Below are 18,643 nucleotides of genomic sequence, written 5' to 3' on the forward strand. Positions count from 1 at the left end.
AAGGAGGTGCTGCTCGGCTGGTACCCCCGCACCCGGCTGGAGATGGACGAGGAGTCCCGCACCCGTAAGCACGGCAAGTTCGGCGCTCCCGCCCCGCCCGTCACTGTTCGCGTTCGGGCAACCGCAGCAGCGGAGACCGGCCCGGTGGCTGCTCGGGCGGCGGACCGGACGGCTCGGCCGGCGGCACCGGTACCGTCACCGGCTCGTCGCAGGTCACCCGCAGCATCTGGTCATGGTGGCGAAGCTCCACCACGTCGTCCGGGCCGCCGTGGCGCAGCGAGTACGTCGTCTGGTGCGGTCGGACATCCACCCGCAGCGCCAACCCCCGCCACTGGAGTGAGAACTCCAACCGGCTGAGTCGGCTGGAGAGCCGGGGGGCGAAGGACAGCTCGCCGTCGTGGTCCCGTAGACCGCCGAACCCGCTGACCAGGGCGAGCCACGCGCCGGCCAACGACGCCATGTGTACGCCGTCGCGGGTGTTCTCGTTGAGGTCGTGCAGGTCCATCAGCGCGGCCTCACGCAGGTAGGTGTGCGCGAGTTCGGGGTGGCCCACCTCGGCGGCGAGCACCGACTGGGTGCAGGCCGACAACGACGAATCGCGTACGGTGCGGCGCTCGTAGTAGAGGAAGTTGCGCACCTTCTCCTCGGGGGTGAAGGCGTCCCCCCGCCAGTGCATGGCGAGGACCAGGTCGGCCTGCTTCACCACCTGCTTGCGGTACAGCTCGAAGTACGGGTAGTGCAGCAGCAACGGGTACTTCTCCGCCGGTGTGTGCGTGAAGTCCCATTCCTGGAGGCGGGTGAAACCCTCGACCTGCTGGTGGACCTCGAGCTCCTCGTCGTACGGGATGTGCATGGAAGTGGCGGCGTCCCGCCAGCTCGCGGCCTCCTCGTCGGTGACGTCGAGGTGGAACGCCTCGTCCCGGTAGCGCATGACCACGTCGGCGGCCGCGAGCAGGTTCCGCTGCGCCATCAGGTTGGTGTAGACGTTGTCGTTCTTCACTGCGGTGTACTCGTCCGGGCCTGTGACACCGTCGATGTGGAACTGCCCGTGCCGGTCGTGGTGGCCGATCGAGCGCCACAGTCGGGCGGTCTCCACCAGCAGCTCCAGCCCGATCTCCCGTTCCACCTGGGTGTCCCCGGTGACCATCACGTAGCGGCGCACGGCGTCGGCGATGTCGGCGGCGATGTGGAAGGCTGCCGTTCCGGCCGGCCAGTACCCGGATGACTCCGGGCCGCCGATCGTGCGCCACGGGAATGCCGCGCCCCGGAGGTTGAGCGTCTCGGCGCGTTCCCGCGCCGAATCCAGCGTGCTGTGTCGCCACTGCAACGCGCTGCGTACCGCGCTCGGCTGGGTGTACGTGAGCACCGGCAGGACGAACATCTCGGTGTCCCAGAAGGCGTGACCGTCGTAACCGGGGCCGGTCAGCCCCTTCGCCGAGATCGGCCGCTGCTCGGCCCGCGCGCCGGCCTGCAACACGTGGAAGAGCCCGAACCGGACCGCCTGCTGCACCTCCGGGTCGCCCTCGACCAGCACGTCGGAGGCGTCCCAGAACGCGTCGAGGTAGTTGCGCTGCTCCCGGTGCAGCCCGTCCCATCCGTCGAGGCGGGCACCGGCGAGTGCCGCGCCGACCTGGTCGCGCAGCGCCGGCAGGGAGCGGCGACTCGACCAGCTGTACGTCAGATACTTGATCACCCGCAGCTTCTCGCCGGGTTGGAGCACGCAGGCGATCGTGGTGCGCACCCAGTCCTGGTAGCCCTCGGATTCGATGGTGGTGTGGTCCGGGCCGTGCACCTCGTGCTCCATGGCGGCGGCGACCCGCAGACCGGAGACCTTGGTGCGGTGGATCAGCTGGCCGCCGTCGGGGGTGGTCAGCTCCTCCTCGGCCTGGAGCGGCGACTCCAGCACCGCCGCGACCCGCGGGTCCTTGCTCTGCGCGGGCAGCGACTCGTTCGCCACCAACTCGGACTGCACGATCAGCCGCAGCGGGCCGCCGACGGCTTCCACCTCGTAGCTGATGGCGGCCACGGACCGTTGGGTGAACGAGACGAGACGGGTGCTGCGGACCTTGACCTCCCGGCCGGCGGGCGAGCGCCAGTGCAGCTCCCGGTGCAGCGTGCCGGCCCGCAGGTCGAGGATCCGCTCGTGGGCGATCAGCTCGCCGTAACGCACGTCGAGGGGTTCGTCGTCGACCAGCAGCCGGATCAGTTTGCCGTTCGTGACGTTGACGATGGTCTGCCCGGACTCGGGGAAGCCGTAGCCCGCCTCCGCGTACGGCAACGGACGCAGTTCGTAGAACGAGTTGAGGTAGGTGCCGGGCAGGCCGTGCGGTTCGCCCTCGTCGAGGTTGCCCCGCAGGCCGACGTGCCCGTTGGAGAGCGCGAAGACCGACTCCGACTGGGCCAGCACGTCCATGTCCAGCCGGGTCTCCCGGACGTGCCACGGCTCGACCGGATAGGCGCGCTCCCGAATCATCCGGAGCCTCGTTCGGCGGCGAGCGGGTCGGTCGCGGTGCGGTGCGGTGCCGGTGGATCGGCGCTGTCGAGGAGGTCGGCGAGGTCCGTCACCACGATGTCGGCGCCGTGGGCGAGCAACTCGTCGGCCTGCCCGACCCGGTCGACGCCGACCACGTAGCCGAAGCCACCGGCGCGGCCGGCGGCCACCCCGGAGAGCGCGTCCTCGAAGACGGCGGCCTGCGTCGGGTCGACGCCGAGCACCCTGGCCCCGGCGAGGAACGTGTCGGGGTGTGGTTTGCCGCGCAGCCCCTGCGCGCGGGCGACCAGCCCGTCCACCCGGGCCTCCAGCAGCGGCTCGAACCCGGCGGAGGCGACCACCTCACCTCCGTTCGCGCTGGCGGTGACCACGGCTCGGCGGAGCCCGGCGGCGGCCGCCGCCTTCAGATACCGCACCGAGCCCGGGTAGACCTCGACGCCGGCGGTCCGTAGACGTTGCAGCAGCAGGACGTTCTTGCGGTTGCCCAGGCCGTTGACGGTCTCCGCCTCCGGCGGGTCGTCCGGGCCGCCCTCGGGCAGCACGATCCCGCGGGAGGCGAGGAACGACCGGACGCCGTCGGCCCGGGGGCGACCGTCGACATAGCGGTTGTAGTCCGGGCCCGGATCGAACGGTTGGAACGGTTCGCCGGAGACCGTGGCGCGCTGGCGGAGAAACTCGTCGAACGTCTGCGTCCAGGCGGCGTTGTGTACGCGGGCGGTCTGCGTCAGCACACCGTCCAGATCGAAGAGACAGGCGGTCACGTGAGCAGGTAGGCCCAGCACGGTTCGAATCTATCCACCCTGCTGGGCCCGCAAACCCGTTTCGGCCGCCCTGAGGCATTTCAGTTCGGTCGCAGCGTCCAGATCACTGTCATCTCCGAGGTCGGCTTGCCGTCCTCGGTGGCGATCTGAACAGCGACGGGGAATTCCGGGCGCCGACCGGCGGCCAGTTCCTCGGTCACCTCGACCGCCGGCCGGCCGAGTCGCGCGGTGGCCAGCACCGGGCCCATGGCGAGTTTCCGGTAGGCGATCTCGGCCCGGACGGCCAACGGCACGGCCCGGTCGAGCAGCTGCCCGAAGGCGGCCAGCACGACCGCGCCGGAGGCCGTCTCGCCGAGGGTGAACATGGCGCCGGCGTGCGGGCCCCCGATGTGGTTGTGGGTGGCCGGCGAGTCGGGCAGCCGGACGACTGCCCGCACGCCGCCCTCCGCCTCGGGCGCCACCTCGACGAACTCGATACCGAGCGTACGAGCGAACGGCACCGCTTCCAGCATGCCGGCCGCCACCTGGCGGGAGTCGATAGTCATGGCCTGACGTTACTAACCGGTAACCAGGCCGGCAACCAGCGACTTCGCCGTCAGGGCACGGTCAGAGGTTGCCGATGATGCGCAGGATCTCCGCGTAGAAGTTGCCGTCGATGCTGCGGAAGAAGGAGAAATCCTGCCCCGGGTCGCCAAAGAACGGGCGCAACGTCCACGCCAGCTGGGTGCCGACAAAACCGAAGAGCAGGATCCAGATGTAGAGCAGGGTCATGCTGGCCGGCCGCTGCGTCGGCTCACCGCGTCGGGCCGTACGGCCGTCCCACGGGCGTTGCGCCACGTAGCCGGGCGGCAGCATGCCGGGCGGGAACGAGGCACCCGCCGGCTGACCGGCCCACTGCGTCGGAACCTGGGCCGGAGCCGTCGCGGTGGTCACGGCACCGTTCGCTGTCGACTCGGCCACTGCGGCCCCGGCCGGCACGGCGACCGGCTCGGCGCTCTGACCGGCGGCCGGAGACGGCCCGGCGGGCACCGCGGCGGGCACGGCCTGGACCGGCGCCGGGGCGCTGGCCCGCTCGTCGACAGTGACCTTGGCGGCCTCGGGCGCGAGCAGCCCGTTGTCGTTGAGCACCTGCATCCCGCTGGTCAGGAAGCGCAACCCGACCAGCGCCGACAGGGTCAGGATCGACACGTTGAGCAGCTTGAAGAAACCGTAGTCGTTGGCCGTGATCAGGAAGAAGAGGCTGATCGGCGCGAACGCCACCGCGAGCATCGAGGTGACAGTGATCGCCACCATCACCAGCGCCAACGACTGCCGCACCGAGAGCCGGGCGCCGAAGACCAGGTTGAAGAGGTAGAGCGTGGGCAGGCAGATGACCAGGGTGACCAGGAACAGCAGCGGCAGCTTCAGCGCCGAGGTCAGCGCCATCAGCGGGCTGTGGAAGAAGCCCAGCACCGCCCCGTAGCAGGCCAACGCGATGGCGGAGCTGGTCAGCATCCGCCCGGTGAGGGCGTTGAGGTCACGCTCGGCCACGATCTGCTGCCAGATGCTCTCGCGATCCCGCAGGATGCGCTCGATGACGAGCGGGCTGGGACGGTCACCCGACACGGGTGCACCCCTCTCGGTGGTCTTTCACAGTGGACTGGTGGGCAGACGGTAGGGCACGGGGTGGCGGGCCCGCCACCCCGTCCGGGTACGTCGTCAGCGCCAACCCACGTCGATCCGGTCACCGCGCTCGTCGAAGAAGTGCAGCGCGTCCATCCGTACCGAGACGGCGAGCGGGTGACCGGCGCTGACCGCCGGGTACGGCGCCAGCCGCACCGCCAACTCCGCCGGGCGGCGGTGGTGCCGGCCCGGATCGGGAAGCACGCTGGTCTGGACGCCACTGGCCTGGGCCTCCTGCGCCTCCACCGGCTTGCCGGTGAGCCGCTGCATCACCGAGCCGAAGCGGCGCAGGCCGCGCTGGCCGACCGGCGGCGGTTCGAGCGGGGCACCCATCTCGTCGACCACGATCGCTGTCGCGCCGATGTCGAGGAACGCCAACGACTCGTGCCCGTGGTGCTCCAGGTAGCGGATGCGCCCACGCAGCACGTCGCCGGGGCTGTCCGGTGCGACCGGAGTGAGCGCCTCGGCTCGCATGCCGACCACGATCCGCTCACCGTGGTAGTGCGCCACCGCCCGACTGCGGATGTCGTTCCAGGGCAGGTAGAGCGACTGGTCACCGAGGTTGAGGGTGACGTACCGGTCGAGATGGACGTAGACCGACGCCTCCAGCAGATTCATCCGTGGGCTGCCCAGGAACGCCGCCACGTAGAGCGTCGCCGGCCTGCCGTAGACCTGGGTCGGTGTGCCCACGTCCTGGAGCACGCCGCGGCGCATGATGGCCACCCGGTCGGCCATGGTGAGCGCCTCGGCCTGGTCGTGCGTGACGTAGACGGTGGTGACGCCCAGCTCGCGGGTAAGGCCGGAGATCTCCGCACGCAACTCGGCCCGCAGGCCGCTGTCCAGGTTGGACAACGGCTCGTCCATCAGGAACAGGCCGGGCCGGCGGACGATCGCGCGCCCCATCGCCACCCGCTGCCGCTGCCCGCCGGAGAGCTGACCCGGCTTGCGGGCCAGCACGTCACCGATGCCCAGCGCGCTCGCCACGTCGCTGACCCGTTCGCCCCGCGGCTCGGGCTCGACCCCGGCCAGCCGCAGCGGAAACGCGATGTTGTCGCCAACTGTCATGTGCGGGTAGAGGGCGAAGTCCTGGAAGACCATGGCGATCCTGCGGTCCCGTGGGGGCAGGTCGTTCGCCACCTCCCCGTCGAGCATTACCGCGCCGGTGGTCGGCTCCTCCAACCCGGCGATCATCCGCAGCACAGTCGACTTGCCGCACCCGGACGGCCCAAGCAGCACCATGAACTCGCCGTCGTTCACATCCAGGTTGATGCTGTCGACGGCCAGCGTGCCATCCCGGAAAACCTTGGTCACATCCTTGAGCGTGACGGTGCTCACCGTCTTCCCCCCCAGCGCGCGTCGACCGAACCCCACAAGACTGTGACCAGGATCATGGGTTTGTGACATCGGGTAAACGTCTCATGTTCGATCGATGACACTGCTATTACACGACAGAAACCGCGATCAGCAGCGCGTGGACCGCTCGCCCGGCTCCCCGAGGAACACCTGCCGCACCACCCGCTCCGCCGCCCGCCCGTCGTCCAACGTGCAGAACCGGGCCCGGAAATGCTCGCGGGCCTTGGTCGCCGCGTCCGAGCGCACCCCGTCGGTACGAAACAGGTCGAGCAGATCGTCGAAAGTGGATGCTACAGCGCCCGGCGGTTCGGCGGTGACGTCGAAGTAGACCCCCCGGGCCAGCCGGTACGCCTCCCAGTCCGGGGTGTAGAGCACTATCGGCCGGTCCAACACGGCATAGTCGAACATGGCCGACGAGTAGTCGGTGACCAGCACATCCGCCACCAGGTAGAGATCCTCCACCCGTTGATGGCCACTGACGTCACGAACCCGCTCCCAGTCCCTCGGCTGGCCGAGGCGTCGATCACGGTCGTGGAAGTAGTGGCTGCGCATCAGCAACCGGCCCGAGTCACCCAGCGCCTGGACGAACCGGTCCGGGTCGAACGGCGGCCGGTAGCCGGGCAGGTGCTCGCGGTGCGTCGGGGCGTACAGGACGACAGGCTCGTCGGGGTCGAGGCCGAACTCCGCGCGGAGTCGGCGCACCTCGGCCGGGCTGGCGGTGACCAGGCGGTCGTTGCGCGGGTACCCCACCTCCAGCGTGGTGTACGTGGCCGGGTACGCCCGGTCCCACATCTGGGTGGAGAAGCTGTTGGCGCTGACGCTGTAGTCCCAGCGGTCCACCCGGCGCAGCAGCCCGGCGAAGTCCATCCGGCCCGCACCGATCGGGTAACGCTGTTGATCCAGCCCCATCACCTTGACCGGCGTGCCGTGGTGGGTCTGCACGTGCACCTGCTCCGGCCGTTTGCGGACGAAGTCCGGAAAGTTGACGTTGTTGACCAGCCATCGGGCGCGGGCGAGCACCCGGTAGTACGCCGGCGTGCCGGCCACCACGTACTCCACTCCGGCCGGCACGGTGTCCACCCGGTCCCGGCGCACCACCCACACCCCGCGCACCCCCGGCGCCAACCGGCGGGCGACCTCGTAGATGGCCGCCGGGTTGCAGGAGTAACCCCGGTACCAGTACGCCGCGTACACCGCGAGCGTCGGGTCGACCGGCCGCCGCAACTCGGTCCGGTAGTACTCGCGCAGCAGCCCGTCCCGGGTCAGCCGGGCACCGCGCCGGGCGACCGGGCCGACAGTGCGGCGCGCGGTGCGGGCCCGCCGGCGGGCGGCGTCGCGGGCTCGGCTGGCGGCCCGCAACGCGCTGAAGGTGCGCCACCGGCCGGAGGCGACCAGCTTGTGCTTGATCCCCTCGACCCCGTCCGGTACCGGATAGCCGCCGGCCGGCAGCCAACGCTCGTAGTCGGCGGTGATCTGCGCGAAGAACGCCTCCCGCAACTCCGGCGCGATCCGCTGGCCGTTACCGAGCACTGTCAGGTAGTGCCAGATCATCCGTTCGAAGACCGCCGGACGCAGGGCCTCGGTCGCCGGCCCCCACGAATCCATCAGGTGGAAGACCCGGTGCCACTGCGGGAAGACCTCGAAGTGCCGGTCACCCCGGGTCCGGGTGATAGCGCCGGCGCGGCGTTGGCGGTAGTTGACGCAGACCCGGTCCAGTACGCCGATCCGGTGCGCGGCCATCAGCACCGGGTAGCTGAACGAAACGTCCTCGTACCAGCCGGGCGCGAAGCGCAGCCCCAGGTCGGCGAGGAACTCCCGACGGACCAGCCGGTTCCACGCGGTGTGCAGCAGGTGCATCGCCTGCGGCCGGTCCCGCAGGCGGAAGGTGCCTGGGCCGGGCGACTCCGGAAACACCTCGGCCATCGCGCTGCGGGTGGCGGTGTCGTTCCAGTGGGTGCGGACGTGGTCGACCAGCAGGACGTCCGGGCGGGTGGACCGCAACCGTTCGGCGACCTCGGTCAGGCACTCTGGCGCCAGCCAGTCGTCGCCGTCGAGGAACCACACGTACTCGCCGACGGCCCGGTCCAGCCCGATGTTCCGGGCCGGACCGAGGCCGACGTTCTCCGACAGCCGGACCGAGTGCACCCGCTGGTCTCGGGCCGCGTACTCGTCGATGATGTCGCCGCTGGCGTCCGGCGAGCAGTCGTCGACGGCGATCACCTCGATGTCGGTCTCCGGCTGACCGAGGATGGAGTCCAGGCACTCCCGCAGGTATCCCTGCACCCGGAAGGCCGGCACCACGAAGCTGATCAGAGTCATCCGGCCGCCCTCCGTCAGCGCGGCGCGGCACCTCCAGCGCCCGCCGGCGCCACCGACGCCCGCGCGCTACGGGCCGGTCGCACGAACCAGGCCAGGACGACGCTCACCACGAAAACCACGAGAAGGTACGCACCGAGTGTAGCCAGTCCGATACCCGCAATACCGGCGATCGCCGCGAGGGCCAGCAGCACCGAGCGCCCCTCCCAGCCCAGCGTCGCCGCGTGCAGGGGCGGTGCCGCCTGTCGCTTCTCCAGCCGGGCGGTCAGGTCGTAGTGGTGCACGGTGAGCACGAAGACGTACCCGAAGATCAGCCAGCCAGGCGCTCCGCCGACCACCCCGACCGCGATGGCGAACAGGTACTCGGCGGCCCGCAACGCCGCGGGCACCAGCCAGTCCAGCGGACCGTTGTGCGCCGCCCCGGCGCCCAGGCCGCCGACCAGCAGCACCAGCAGCGCCACCGGCACCGCCCAGCGCAGCCCCCCGGGCGCGTCGCTCAGCAGCGCCCCGACCAGCAGCACCGCCGGGCCCAGCGCGGCGACCACCGCCAGGGTCAGCGGCCCCATCGGGCGGACCACAGGCAACCAGCGGGCCAGCGGTCCGTCGTCGCGGTGCAGTGTGGCGTCGACAGTGTCCAGCACCGGCACCCACATCCAGCGGGCCCGCAGCGTCCGCAGCGCCCCGGTGTACGCGAACGCCAGCACCCCCCAGACCAGCACGGCGATGAGGCTGACCAGCGGGTTGAACAGCGCCACCGTCAGCGCGATCAGCGCCCACCGCTCACCGATCGGGAAGACCACCGTCCGCTTCAGCCAGTACGACACCGACCCGGTGTCCGCCTGCACACGTGTCGACGCCGCGTTGAGCCGGTCACCGATCCCGCCGCTGGCGTTCGTCGCCGTACGCGGGCGACGGGCTGCCTCGTCGTGCAGCACCCCGTACCAGGTGTCGGTCATGTGCCGGACGGTCTGCAACGTCATCGCGGCGATCGCGAGCGCCCACCCGTTGCCCAGCCCGGCGTGGCTCACGCCGAAGCCCAGCCCGGCGTAGACCAGGTACTCCTTGGCCCGGTCCGCCATGGTGTCCAGCCAGCCACCCCAGGCGCTGAAGTGCCGGGTGTAGCGGGCCAGTTGGCCGTCCACGCAGTCCAGCACGAAGCCCAGGTAGAGCAGCACCGCGCCACCGACCAGCGCGGGCCGCCCACCGACCCCGAACAGCACCGCCGCGCCCAACGCGAAGAGCACCGAGATCACCGTCACCCCGGTCGGGGTGAGCCGGAGCCGGGCCGAGAGCCGGACCACGTACGGCGACCAGGTGCTGACGAAGTAGGTGGAGAAGAAGTCGTCCTTCTCCTTCACCGACAGCCGCAGCTCGGCCCGGTCCTCGTCGACAGCTGTCACCGTCGCCTCGGCGGCGGTCAGCCCGGCCTGGTCCTCGACCCGGTGGGCGACGAGCAGGCGTACCCGCTGGGCGAAGATCAGGGTGCCGAGCGCCGCGAGACCCGCGAAGAGCCGGTCCACGGCGGACCCGGGGCCACCGGCCGCTACCGACCCTCCGGAGCCGGTTCCGCCGGTCGCCGGCAGCGGCGCCACGTCGCCGGCCGGGCCGATCGGGGCGGCGACGGGGAGCATCCCGGACGCGGCGGCCCGGGCGGCGGCCGCGAGGGTCGGCAGGTCGTCCACGCCTACCCGCAGCGCGCCGCCGAACACGCCGGTGGCGGCCCCGTCGAGGGCATCCAACGCGCCGGCGTCGACCACCTGGCCGCGCTCCTCGCGTACAGCGGTCCGACCGGGCACCGGCGGGTCGCCGAGCACCAGCGCCACTGTGGGGCCCACCGGGCTGGTGGCCAGGTGCCGCAGTACGGCGGTGTGCGCGACCAGGTCCGTGCCGGTGATCAGCACCGGGGCGGTCGCGCCGGTGACCAGGTCGGACAGCTCGTCGAGGTTGGCGGCGAAGCGCACCTCGTCCGCCCCGGCCAGGCGCAACTGGGCGGCCAGCCGGTCGGCCAGCGGCTCACCGGTCGCAGTGGTCAGGCCCGCCGCGGGCATCCCGGCGGCGAGCACGATCGCGAGCGTCACCGCGGGACCGCGGCGTGGTACGCGTCGAGCGCCTCGGCGATGGTGCCGTCGAGAGTCAACCGGCCCGCGTCGAGGTACAACCCCCGACGGCAGAACCGGGTCAGGTCCTTTTCGTTGTGTGACACCAGCACCAGCGTGCGCCCCTCCCCGAGCAGACGATCAATAGTCGCGTAACACTTCTTGCGGAACTCCGCGTCCCCGACCGCAGTCACCTCGTCCATCAGCAGGATCGGATGCGGCAGGTGCGAGATGATCGCGAAGCCCAGCCGCACCTTCATCCCCGACGAGTAGTGCCGCACCGACGTGTCGATGGCCCGTTCCACCTGCTCACCGGCGAACTCGACGATCTCGTCGAAGTGCCGCTTCAGGTAGCTCGTCGACAGTCCGTGCAGCCCACCGACCAGGTGCAGGTTCTCCCGCCCGGTCAGGTCGTTGGAGAAACCAGCGGACAACTCCAGCAACGGCGCCACCGCGCCGTGCACCCGGATGCCGCCCTCGTCCGGTATGAGCACCCCGGCGATCAGCCGCAGCAGTGTGCTCTTGCCCGTGCCGTTGCGTCCGATCACGCCGACCGTCTCGCCGGGCTCGATGGTGAACGACACGTCCCGCAACGGCCAGAACTGGCCGGGCAACGCGCCACGGGCGCCCCGGTGGATGAACAGCTCCCGCAGCCGTAGCTGGCGGCGACGGTTGCGGACGAACCGAATGCCCAGGCCGTCGGCCTCGATGATCGGCGCGGCCACCTCAGAGCTCCTTGAGCACGGCGGGCTCCAACCGGCGGAACGACCACCAACCGGCGGCCAACACCAGCGCGCTGCCGACGATCGTGGTGGCGAGCAGCCGGGCGTCCGGGAACTCGTCCGGATACCAGATCGCGTGGTGCAGTTGGAAGATCCCGACCAGCGGGTTCAGCTCGTACACCACCTTCAACCAGCCGGGCAGCCCGGACTCTCGGACCAGGCTGAGCGGATAGATGATCGGCGTGGCGTAGAAGAGCACCCGGATGATCAGCCGCATCAGCCGTTCCACGTCGCGCATCAGCACGTTCCACGCGGACAGCAGCAGGGCGAGCCCGGTCAGCAGGACGGCCTGGACGGCCACCGCCAGCGGCAGAGAGAGCAGCGACCAACCGGTGTGGATCCGACCGTGCACCGCGTAGATCACCGCGATGGCGATCAGGATCGGCAGGCCGGCCGCGTACTCGGCGAACCGGCCGGTGACCCTGCCGATCGGAAAGACCTGACGCGGCACGTTCATCGTGGTGATCAGCCGGGACTGGCCGGTCAGCGCGTTCGTCGCCTCACTCAGCGCCGAGCTGGTCCACATCCAGGCGAAGATGCCGGTGATCAGGAACAACGGGTACGACTCGGCCGCCTCACCGAGGTGCCGACCGGTGTCGGAGGAGTAGAGCACCCCGAAGACGAACCAGTAGATGGCGCCCATGCCGAGCGGCTCGATCAACGACCAGAAGTAGCCAAGCACCGACTGCTGGTACTTGACCGCGAGATCCCGCCTGACCAGGATGCGCAGCGAGTTGCGGTGCGACCACAACGCCGCGACGCCAGAGGTCACCGCGAGCCTCCCGCCTCCTGAAACGGACGACAGGTTAGCAGTCGGTGAACGATTGCCCCGAATCGACCGGACTCAGCACTCGATCACGTTGACGGCCAAACCGCCACGCGCCGTCTCCTTGTACTTGACCTTCATGTCGGCGCCCGTCTCCCGCATGGTCTTGATGACCTTGTCCAGCGACACCTTGTGCACCCCGTCGCCGCGCAGCGCCAGCCGGGCGGCCGTGATCGCCTTGATGCTAGCCACCGCGTTCCGCTCGATGCAGGGGATCTGCACCAGGCCACCCACCGGGTCACAGGTCAACCCGAGGTTGTGCTCCATCCCGATCTCGGCCGCGTTCTCCACCTGCTCAGGGGTGCCACCGAGCGCCTCGGCCAGCCCCGCCGCCGCCATCGAGCACGCCGAACCGACCTCACCCTGGCAGCCCACCTCGGCGCCCGAGATCGAGGCGTTCTCCTTGAACAGCACACCGATCGCGCCCGCCGTCAGCAGGAACCGCACCACACCCTCGTCATCGGCGTCCGGCACGAACCGGGTGTAGTAGTGCAGCACCGCCGGAATGATCCCGGCCGCACCGTTCGTCGGCGCGGTGACCACCCGGCCGCCGGCGGCGTTCTCCTCGTTGACAGCGAGCGCGAACAGCGTCACCCAGTCCATCACGTGCAGCGGGTCGACCGAACCGGCCTCCGCCTCCAGGCCGCGCCGCAGCTCCGCCGCGCGCCGCCGAACCTTCAACCCCCCGGGGAGTACGCCGTCCCGCTCGCAGCCGCGCTGCACGCACTCCTGCATCACCCGCCAGATCTCCAGCAGACCGGCCCGGATGTCCGCCTCGCTGCGCCAGGAGCGCTCGTTGGCCAGCATCACCTCGCTGATCGACAGCCCGGTGCGGGTGGTGACCTCGAGGAGTTGCGCCCCGGTCAGGAAGGGGTACCGCACCGCGGTGCTGTCCGGCTTGATCCGGTCCGCCCCGGCCGCCGCCTCGTCCACCACGAACCCGCCACCGACGGAGTAGTAGGTGCGGCTGCGCAGCACGGCGCCGGCCCCGTCGTACGCCACGAAGGTCATCCCGTTCGGGTGGTACGGCAACGACCGGCGGCGGTGCAGCGTCAGGTCCCGATCCGGGTCGAAGTCGATCTCGTGCGCGTCGAGGATGTTGATCCGCCGCTCGGCCCGGATCCGCTCGACCCGAGGACCGACGGTGTCAGTGTCGACAGTCTCCGGCGACTCGCCGGCCAACCCGAGCAGCACCGCCGGACCGCTGCCGTGGCCGTGCCCGGTGGCACCCAACGAGCCGAACAGCTCGGCCTGCACCCGCGCCGTGTCGCTGAGCAGCCCGTCGGCCTTCAGCCCGCCGACGAACGTCCGCGCGGCCCGCATCGGCCCCACAGTGTGTGAGCTGGACGGCCCGATACCGACGCTGAAGAGGTCGAAAACACTGATCATGGCTGCGCTTCCTCGCCGTCGTCCCGGCGTACGGGACCCGGCCGGGTCGTGACCGCCGATCTGGCGGCCCCGCTCGTAACCGTCCGGGGTATGGGGTGCCGGCCCTCCGGGGTGTGGGAGGCCGATCAGCCAGCCTACCCGCCCAGCTCACCGCCCACCCGGTCCGGGACGTGAACACCCGACCACCGTCCCCCGCCCGGCGCCGCCCCCGCCCTGCCCTGCCCAGCGCCGCGGTCGGGCGCGGGCGGTCGTGGAGGCGTCAGCGGGGGGCTGCCCGGGTAAAGCACCTACGGGTCCACGGGTTGCCGCTCCTCCTCGGGACCGAGGGCGAGGTGGTCATCCCTTTCTACCGTGGATTGCAGACGCGGCGCACCGCCGCAGAGTGGGAGTACGACGATGAGTCGCAAACTGGTCCGGCCCCGCGAGGGGCGCATGATCGCCGGTGTCTGCGCCGGCCTCGGACGGCGGTTCGGCATGTCGGCCGGAATGGTCCGGCTGCTGTTCCTGCTGTCGCTGCTGCTGCCCGGCACGCAGGTGATCGTCTACCTGATCCTGTGGGTGCTGATGCCGAACGAGGACCGCTACCTGGCGTCCACCGGCCACTGACCCGCCCGGCGCACCTGACGTAATCGCGGCCCCACTGGCATTCCAGATCCGGCAACTCGGCGGCCGGGGAGCGGATTGGGGGCCGCAGGCCCACCCGCCGGGCATCACACGCAAGCGCCCGCTCCGACGGACGTCGGGGCGGGCGCTTCGGCGTACGGGGGCAGGTCAGGGAGCTACGTACGTGACAGTGATCTGTTGGTAGCCGAGGGAGCGGAGCAGCCCCTCCAGCATCTTGCGAGTGTTCTCCTCGGCTCGGGCCGAGAGCCCGCTATCGCGGGCGGCGGCGGTGATCCGGTCCTCGGCGAGCTTGTAGACCTGCTGCTGCCGGTTGGGGTCGTTGCCGACCAGGTCACCGAGCCGGTTGAGCAGACCGCGCTGCTCGGCGAAGACGTAGCTCTTCTCCATGTCGAGGTTGGTCTCGCCGAGCTGCGGCGCGGGCAGCTTGATCTCGACGGACTTGCCGTCGGCGGACTGGACGACGGCGCCCTCAGCGATCTTGGTGAAGTCGACGTACGCCTCGACACTGCCGGCCCCGACGAACAGGGTGCGCTCGTTGAGCAGGAAGTCCGGAACGTTGCGCCGGTCGTTCTGCGTGTCGACCACGACCTGGAAGTTGCCCTCCGCCGCCACGTAGCGGCTGAGGTCCTGGATCGACTTCAGCAGCGGTGGCTGACTGCGGTCGGTCTGCTCCTTGGCGAACGGGTTGCGGAACTCCGGCAGGATGCCGGTCGCCTGAATGCCGAGTAGCACGACAACGGCCAGCGCGGCGGCGCCGAGCAGCAGGAGCAGACCGCGGGCCGCCCCACCGCCACCCCCACCGACGGGGCCATCGCCACCGCTCGTCGGGCCACCGGGGCCAGCAGGCCCACCGGGACCGGCCGGCTCGACGGGTTCACCCGGCGTATCAGTGGTCCACCCGGGTGTCGCGGTCGACCGCGCCTTGAGATCGTCACCGGTCGGGTAACCGGGGAACTCTCTCGTGGGCTCGTTGCTGCCAGCGTCGCGGGCCATCACGCTCACCGTCCTCGTCAGACACGTCGTCTGTCAATGACGGTACGGCCCCGATACGACAGTCGCGCGGCGAGCGCCAGGAAGCGACAAAAGGGCAGGTCAGGCGAACGCGGAGAGCCCGGTGAGCCGCTGCCCGATGACCAGTTGGTGGATCTCGGAGGTGCCCTCGTAGGTCAGCACGCTCTCCAGGTTGTTGGCGTGCCGCATCACCGGGTACTCACCGGAGACACCGTTGGCGCCGAGGATGGTGCGGCACTGCCGGGCGATGGCCAGGGCCTCCCGCACGTTGTTCAGCTTGCCAACGCTGACCTGCTCGGGCCGCAGCCGCTGGGCGTCGGCGAGCCGGCCCAGGTGCAGCGCGAGCAGTTGCCCCTTCACCAACTCGACGGCCATGTCGGCGAGCTTGGCCTGGGTGAGTTGGAAGCCGGCCAGTGGGCGACCGAACTGGGTGCGGGTGGTCGCGTACGCCAGTGTGGTTTCCAGACAGTCGCGGGCCGCGCCGACAGCGCCCCAGACGATGCCGTAGCGGGCCTCGGTGAGACAGCTCAGCGGCGCCTTGAGCCCGACCGCCTCGGGCAGTTGGGCGTCGGCCGGGAGCCGGACGTCGTCGAGCACGATCTCGCCGGTCACCGACGCGCGCAGCGACATCTTGCGGCGGATCTCCCGGGTCGTGACGCCGGGGGTGTCAGTGGGTACGGCGAAGCCCCGTACGCCCTCGTCGGTGCGCGCCCAGATCACCGCGACGTCCGCGATCGGGGCGTTGGTGATCCACATCTTCCCGCCGGTGAGCACCCAGTCGTCGCCGTCGCGGCGGGCCCGGGTGGCCATCGAGGCGGGGTCGGATCCGTGATCCGGCTCGGTCAGGCCGAAGCAACCGATCGCCTCACCGGTGGCCATCGACGGCAGCCACAGTTGCTTCTGCTCCTCGCTGCCGTAGCGCCAGATGGCGTACATGGCGAGCGATCCCTGCACGGAGACCAGCGAGCGGAGGCCGGAGTCGCCGGCTTCCAGCTCCTGGCAGGCCAGCCCGTAGGCGACAGCGGAGGCGCCGGCGCAGCCGTAGCCGGTCAGGTGCATGCCGAGCAGGCCGAGCTTGCCGAACTCGCGGGCCAGTTCCCGGGCGGGCACCTTGCCGTCCTCGTACCAGTCGGCGACGTGTGGGCGCACCCGGTCGTCGACGAGTTGACGGACGACGTCGCGGATCTGCCGCTCCTCCTCGCTGAGCGACGGGTCCAGGTCGAGCAGGTCCAGCGCAGCGGTCATGGACGCCACCCTAACGAAGGTTCAGCGCGGGAAAGAAGGGCTCGTCACTCGATCGGCTCGGAGAGCACCAGCACCCGCGCGTGGATCTGGTTGCGCTGCTGGAGGGCGGCGCGCAGCGCCCGGTGCAGCCCGTCCTCCAGGTAGAGCCCGCCGTTCCACTGCACGACGTGCGGAAAGAGGTCACCGTAGAAGGTGGAATCCTCGGCGAGGAGCTTGTCCAGCGCCAGCTCGCGCTTGGTGGTGATCATCTGATCCAGGCGCAGTGGCCTTGGCGGGATCTCCGCCCACTGCTTGAGCGTCAGATTGTGCTCCGGATAGGGACGCCCGTCCCGAACCGCTCTGAAGATCACGACGGCACGCTCCCCTCCCCGTGGCCGGGCCGACCGACGGCGCCGAGCCGGGCCGCGGCGGGCACCGCGCGGCGCGGCACCGATGACCGTGCCAGCCTAGCGGCCCAGCGCACGCTACGTTCTGCTCCCTGATGTCAGTTTCGCTATCGCTCGTCCGATCCTCAACCGGACGAACGGGACGTCCGCGTCAGTTCCACCGGCCGCGCCGCACGACCTCGTCCATCGGGCGACGCCCACGGCGCAACGATGGTGACCGATGGTCGGCTGCGCGGTAACCGATTGTGACGGCACCGATGGGTTGGTACTCCGCCGGCACGCCGAATGCGTCCCGGTAGGCGGCGAGCCGCTGCGGCGGAATGCCGAAGAAACACGCCCCCAGCCCCTCGTCCACAGCGGTGAGCAGCATCAGCAACGCAGCGAATCCGGCGTCCACGTGCCAGTACGGCACCGGCCACCGGTCCGTGGACTGATCGGTCCAACCCTTGTCCGGCTCCGCGTACCGCCGCAGGTACGCCGACTCGTTGGCGTGCGGCACCACGATCAGTGGCGCCCGACGCATGCCAGCGAGCCAGCGCTCCCGCCCACCGCCATCGGGGGTGGTGGCGGCCCAGAACCGGTCCCGATCGGCCAACTCCTCCAACACCAGGAAACCCCAGCCCTGGGCGAAGCCGGCCGACGGCGCGCGGACCGCGTGGTCGAGCAACCGGTCCACCACGTCGGGCGGGACCGGGCGGTCCGGGTCGTAGTTGCGCACCATCCGCCGACGGCGGACGACCTCGGCGAACTCCATCAGGCGCCGGGGCGGATGCCCCAGGCACCTCGCCAGGTGGTGCCGGGCTTGAGGGTGAGCAGATCCTTGCCCGACCGGAACGCGTCCGGTGGGCAGGTCATCGGCTCGATCGCCACCGAGCGGCGGTGCCGCTCGCCGGTGAGGGCGTCCCCGGTGAACACCTGCCACCAGCCGAACTCGGCGTCCGCCCAGATGCTCACAGCGGCCGAACCGTCCGGCGCGGTGAGGCTCACCGACGAACCACCGTCGGCGTCGGAGATCACGTCGCCGAAGCAGGAGTCCAGCACAGCCGCGCCGATCCGGCGAGGGCTGGTCCAGTCGTACTCGGTGCCGGCCACCGGGGTCACCCCCACCGGCAGCAACCGACCGTCCACCAGCACCCGGCTCCGGGTGGGCAGCCGCAACACCAGGTCGTCCACGGCGACGCCCGGCAGTTGCAGGTACGGGTGCACGGAGAAGCCGAACGGGGCCAGTTCCCCGCCGATGTTCGTCACCTCGTGCTCGGCGCGCAGCCCGTCCGCGTCGACGCTCCACCGGCTGCGCAGTCGCAGCGGCCACGGGTAGCCGGGCTGCGGCGGCAGGTCGTAGCCGACAGTCACGGCGTCCGCCGACTGCTCCAGCAACTGCCACGGCACCCAGTTGACCAACCCGTGGATGGCCACGTGCCGCTCCGGCTCGGTCAGCGAAAGCTGCTGCGTCCGCCCGTCGAACGAGTAGCGACCATCGCGGATCCGGTTCGGCCAGGGTGCCAGCACCTGCCCTGTGCAACCGGGGCAGACCTCGTCGGTCTGGTACCCGTCGAGCAGGTCGACGCCGTCGTGCCGGTACGTCCGGAGCCCACCGCCGACCTCCACGATGACGGCCTCGTGGCCGGCGGCGGAGATGGTCCACTGGGCGCCGGAGAACGGGCGCTGATCGGGGCTTTCCATGTCGGCGACCCTAACCGG

The 18,643-nt window shown here is 70.7% G+C and carries 16 protein-coding genes; 1 reads left to right on the top strand and 15 read right to left on the bottom strand.

Annotated elements, in window-relative coordinates; translation table 11 throughout:
• Positions 1–100: 100 nt before the first annotated feature.
• The 10 genes from AB0C20_RS12580 to AB0C20_RS12625 form a co-directional block, all read right to left on the bottom strand.
• The gene (locus tag AB0C20_RS12580; RefSeq protein WP_357189106.1) at positions 101–2,473 is read right to left on the bottom strand and encodes a glycoside hydrolase family 65 protein; all 2,373 of its coding nucleotides are present in this window, start codon (positions 2,471–2,473) and stop codon (positions 101–103) included.
• Entirely contained in the window at positions 2,470–3,273 is an 804-nt protein-coding gene (locus AB0C20_RS12585) for a beta-phosphoglucomutase family hydrolase (protein ID WP_357567986.1), read from the bottom strand. Before AB0C20_RS12585 ends, AB0C20_RS12580 begins: the two co-directional genes overlap by 4 nt.
• A 59-nt stretch (positions 3,274–3,332) precedes the next feature.
• A complete protein-coding gene (locus tag AB0C20_RS12590) occupies positions 3,333–3,797 on the bottom strand; it encodes a DUF4442 domain-containing protein (protein ID WP_357189100.1) in 465 nt (154 codons plus the stop codon).
• Positions 3,798–3,858: 61 nt separating this feature from the next.
• Positions 3,859–4,857 (bottom strand): hypothetical protein, encoded by a 999-nt coding sequence (locus tag AB0C20_RS12595; protein ID WP_238683792.1) that lies wholly within the window; start codon positions 4,855–4,857, stop codon positions 3,859–3,861.
• Positions 4,858–4,950: 93 nt separating this feature from the next.
• Positions 4,951–6,249 (bottom strand): ABC transporter ATP-binding protein, encoded by a 1,299-nt coding sequence (locus AB0C20_RS12600; protein ID WP_357189096.1) that lies wholly within the window; start codon positions 6,247–6,249, stop codon positions 4,951–4,953.
• A gap of 126 nt (positions 6,250–6,375) precedes the next feature.
• Positions 6,376–8,586, bottom strand: a complete 2,211-nt coding sequence (locus AB0C20_RS12605; RefSeq protein WP_357189092.1) for a bifunctional glycosyltransferase family 2 protein/CDP-glycerol:glycerophosphate glycerophosphotransferase — start codon at positions 8,584–8,586, stop codon at positions 6,376–6,378.
• A gap of 14 nt (positions 8,587–8,600) precedes the next feature.
• Entirely contained in the window at positions 8,601–10,631 is a 2,031-nt protein-coding gene (locus AB0C20_RS12610; protein ID WP_357189183.1) for a DUF5941 domain-containing protein, read from the bottom strand.
• Positions 10,632–10,657: 26 nt separating this feature from the next.
• A complete protein-coding gene (locus tag AB0C20_RS12615) occupies positions 10,658–11,404 on the bottom strand; it encodes an ABC transporter ATP-binding protein (RefSeq protein WP_238683795.1) in 747 nt (248 codons plus the stop codon).
• A 1-nt stretch (position 11,405) separates the two neighbouring features.
• The gene (locus AB0C20_RS12620; RefSeq protein WP_357189088.1) at positions 11,406–12,233 is read right to left on the bottom strand and encodes an ABC transporter permease; all 828 of its coding nucleotides are present in this window, start codon (positions 12,231–12,233) and stop codon (positions 11,406–11,408) included.
• Between the two features lie 72 nt (positions 12,234–12,305).
• Entirely contained in the window at positions 12,306–13,676 is a 1,371-nt protein-coding gene (locus AB0C20_RS12625) for an L-serine ammonia-lyase (RefSeq protein WP_357189085.1), read from the bottom strand.
• A gap of 396 nt (positions 13,677–14,072) precedes the next feature.
• Between AB0C20_RS12625 and AB0C20_RS12630 the strand changes: the two genes are divergently transcribed.
• Entirely contained in the window at positions 14,073–14,282 is a 210-nt protein-coding gene (locus tag AB0C20_RS12630) for a PspC domain-containing protein (RefSeq protein ID WP_030486383.1), read from the top strand.
• Positions 14,283–14,447: 165 nt separating this feature from the next.
• On the opposite strand, the gene AB0C20_RS12635 is transcribed toward AB0C20_RS12630, so the two are convergent.
• The 5 genes from AB0C20_RS12635 to AB0C20_RS12655 all read right to left on the bottom strand — a co-directional run bounded on the left by AB0C20_RS12635 (position 14,448) and on the right by AB0C20_RS12655 (position 18,625).
• The gene (locus tag AB0C20_RS12635; RefSeq protein ID WP_357567988.1) at positions 14,448–15,293 is read right to left on the bottom strand and encodes a DUF4230 domain-containing protein; all 846 of its coding nucleotides are present in this window, start codon (positions 15,291–15,293) and stop codon (positions 14,448–14,450) included.
• 99 nt (positions 15,294–15,392) lie between these two features.
• A complete protein-coding gene (locus tag AB0C20_RS12640) occupies positions 15,393–16,556 on the bottom strand; it encodes an acyl-CoA dehydrogenase family protein (RefSeq protein ID WP_357189078.1) in 1,164 nt (387 codons plus the stop codon).
• A 44-nt stretch (positions 16,557–16,600) separates the two neighbouring features.
• Positions 16,601–16,906 (bottom strand): type II toxin-antitoxin system VapB family antitoxin, encoded by a 306-nt coding sequence (locus tag AB0C20_RS12645; protein ID WP_030329612.1) that lies wholly within the window; start codon positions 16,904–16,906, stop codon positions 16,601–16,603.
• A 187-nt stretch (positions 16,907–17,093) separates the two neighbouring features.
• Positions 17,094–17,696 (bottom strand): nitroreductase family protein, encoded by a 603-nt coding sequence (locus AB0C20_RS12650; RefSeq protein ID WP_091395235.1) that lies wholly within the window; start codon positions 17,694–17,696, stop codon positions 17,094–17,096.
• The gene (locus AB0C20_RS12655; RefSeq protein WP_357189073.1) at positions 17,696–18,625 is read right to left on the bottom strand and encodes an aldose 1-epimerase family protein; all 930 of its coding nucleotides are present in this window, start codon (positions 18,623–18,625) and stop codon (positions 17,696–17,698) included. Before AB0C20_RS12655 ends, AB0C20_RS12650 begins: the two co-directional genes overlap by 1 nt.
• Positions 18,626–18,643 lie beyond the last annotated feature (18 nt).

Origin of the sequence: Micromonospora sp. NPDC048843 (genome assembly GCF_040649965.1) — a bacterium.
Lineage (GTDB): Bacteria > Actinomycetota > Actinomycetes > Mycobacteriales > Micromonosporaceae > Micromonospora > Micromonospora hortensis.

Coding starts and splice junctions, on each gene's coding strand:
- AB0C20_RS12580 (WP_357189106.1), bottom strand. CDS start 2,473: ATGATTCGGGAGCGCGCCTATCCGGTCGAGCCGTGGCACGTCCGGGAG.
- AB0C20_RS12590 (WP_357189100.1), bottom strand. CDS start 3,797: ATGACTATCGACTCCCGCCAGGTGGCGGCCGGCATGCTGGAAGCGGTG.
- AB0C20_RS12605 (WP_357189092.1), bottom strand. CDS start 8,586: ATGACTCTGATCAGCTTCGTGGTGCCGGCCTTCCGGGTGCAGGGATAC.
- AB0C20_RS12610 (WP_357189183.1), bottom strand. CDS start 10,631: ATGCCCGCGGCGGGCCTGACCACTGCGACCGGTGAGCCGCTGGCCGAC.
- AB0C20_RS12625 (WP_357189085.1), bottom strand. CDS start 13,676: ATGATCAGTGTTTTCGACCTCTTCAGCGTCGGTATCGGGCCGTCCAGC.
- AB0C20_RS12630 (WP_030486383.1), top strand. CDS start 14,073: ATGAGTCGCAAACTGGTCCGGCCCCGCGAGGGGCGCATGATCGCCGGT.
- AB0C20_RS12635 (WP_357567988.1), bottom strand. CDS start 15,293: ATGGCCCGCGACGCTGGCAGCAACGAGCCCACGAGAGAGTTCCCCGGT.
- AB0C20_RS12640 (WP_357189078.1), bottom strand. CDS start 16,556: ATGACCGCTGCGCTGGACCTGCTCGACCTGGACCCGTCGCTCAGCGAG.
- AB0C20_RS12650 (WP_091395235.1), bottom strand. CDS start 17,696: ATGGAGTTCGCCGAGGTCGTCCGCCGTCGGCGGATGGTGCGCAACTAC.
- AB0C20_RS12655 (WP_357189073.1), bottom strand. CDS start 18,625: ATGGAAAGCCCCGATCAGCGCCCGTTCTCCGGCGCCCAGTGGACCATC.